This window comes from Vibrio sp. 1978 (genome assembly GCF_033344345.1).
The window spans coordinates 1-1,260 of record NZ_JAWPOP010000106.1 but is presented as its reverse complement, the minus strand read 5'-3'; the positions used below and the strand labels follow the sequence as shown (position 1 = coordinate 1,260).

Genomic DNA, 1,260 nt, shown 5'->3' with positions numbered 1-1,260 from the left:
ATGAGCTGGAACTTAACTCAGTTCTCTGGGGGTTGGCGTATGCGCCTTAACTTGGCTCAAGCACGATTGTGTCGTTCCGATCTACTACTGCTCGACGAACCAACCAACCACTTGGATTTGGACGCCGTAATGTGGCTAGAACGCTGGCTGCAGAACTACCCTGGCACACTGATCTTGATCTCGCACGACCGAGATTTCCTAGATCCGATCGTTGGTCGCATCATCCATATCGAAAACCAACTGCTGAACGAATACACGGGTAACTACTCGTCATTCGAAAATCAACGTGCGCAAAAAATGATGCTGCAACAAGCGATGTTCGAGAAGCAACAAAAGCAAATGTCGCACATGCAAAGCTACATCGACCGCTTCCGCTACAAAGCGTCGAAAGCGCGCCAAGCGCAAAGCCGAATCAAAGCGCTAGAACGCATGGAAAAAGTCTTGCCCGCGCAGTTCGATAACCCATTCAGCTTTGAATTCCGTCAACCAGCTGCGCTGCCAAATCCAATCATGATGATGGACGACGTATCGGCAGGTTACGGCGACAACCTAATTTTAGAAAAGATTCGTCTGAACTTAGTACCGGGCAGCCGTATTGGTTTGCTTGGCCGCAACGGCGCAGGTAAATCGACCTTAATCAAACTGCTTTCAGGTGAACTTAAAGCGCAAGGTGGCGATCTCACCTATTCGCAAGGCGTAAAGATCGGCTACTTTGCTCAGCACCAGTTGGAGACGTTGCACCCAGAAGAAACACCACTGCAGCACATGATGCAGATCGCACCGGATCAAACAGAGCAGCAACTACGCGATTACCTAGGTAGTTTTGGTTTCCAAGGCGACAAAGCGCTAGAAAAAGTCGCACCGTTCTCTGGTGGTGAAAAGGCACGCTTGGTGCTGGCGTTGATCGTGTGGCAAAAGCCAAACTTATTGCTACTCGACGAACCAACCAACCACCTAGACTTAGACATGCGCCAAGCGTTAACCATGGCTCTGCAAACGTTCGAAGGTGCGATGGTGATTGTTTCACACGACCGTTACTTACTGCGCGCAACCACCGATGATTTGTACTTAGTGCATGATCGCCAAGTTGCACCATTCGATGGTGACCTAAACGACTACTACAAGTGGCTGACTGAACAACAAAAAGCCGAGCGAAAAGAAGCACAAGCGTCGCAACCAGTTAAAGATACCGCAAACAGTGCCGCTGCGAAGAAAGAGCAAAAACGTCGCGAAGCGGAATTTCGTAAACTGACGGCGCCA

The 1,260-nt window shown here is 49.8% G+C and carries 1 protein-coding gene; it reads left to right on the top strand.

The features are described 5' to 3' along the window. The coding region (locus tag R8N49_RS24795) for an ATP-binding cassette domain-containing protein (RefSeq protein ID WP_318190175.1) at positions 1-1,260 on the top strand (1,260 nt) is incomplete at both ends.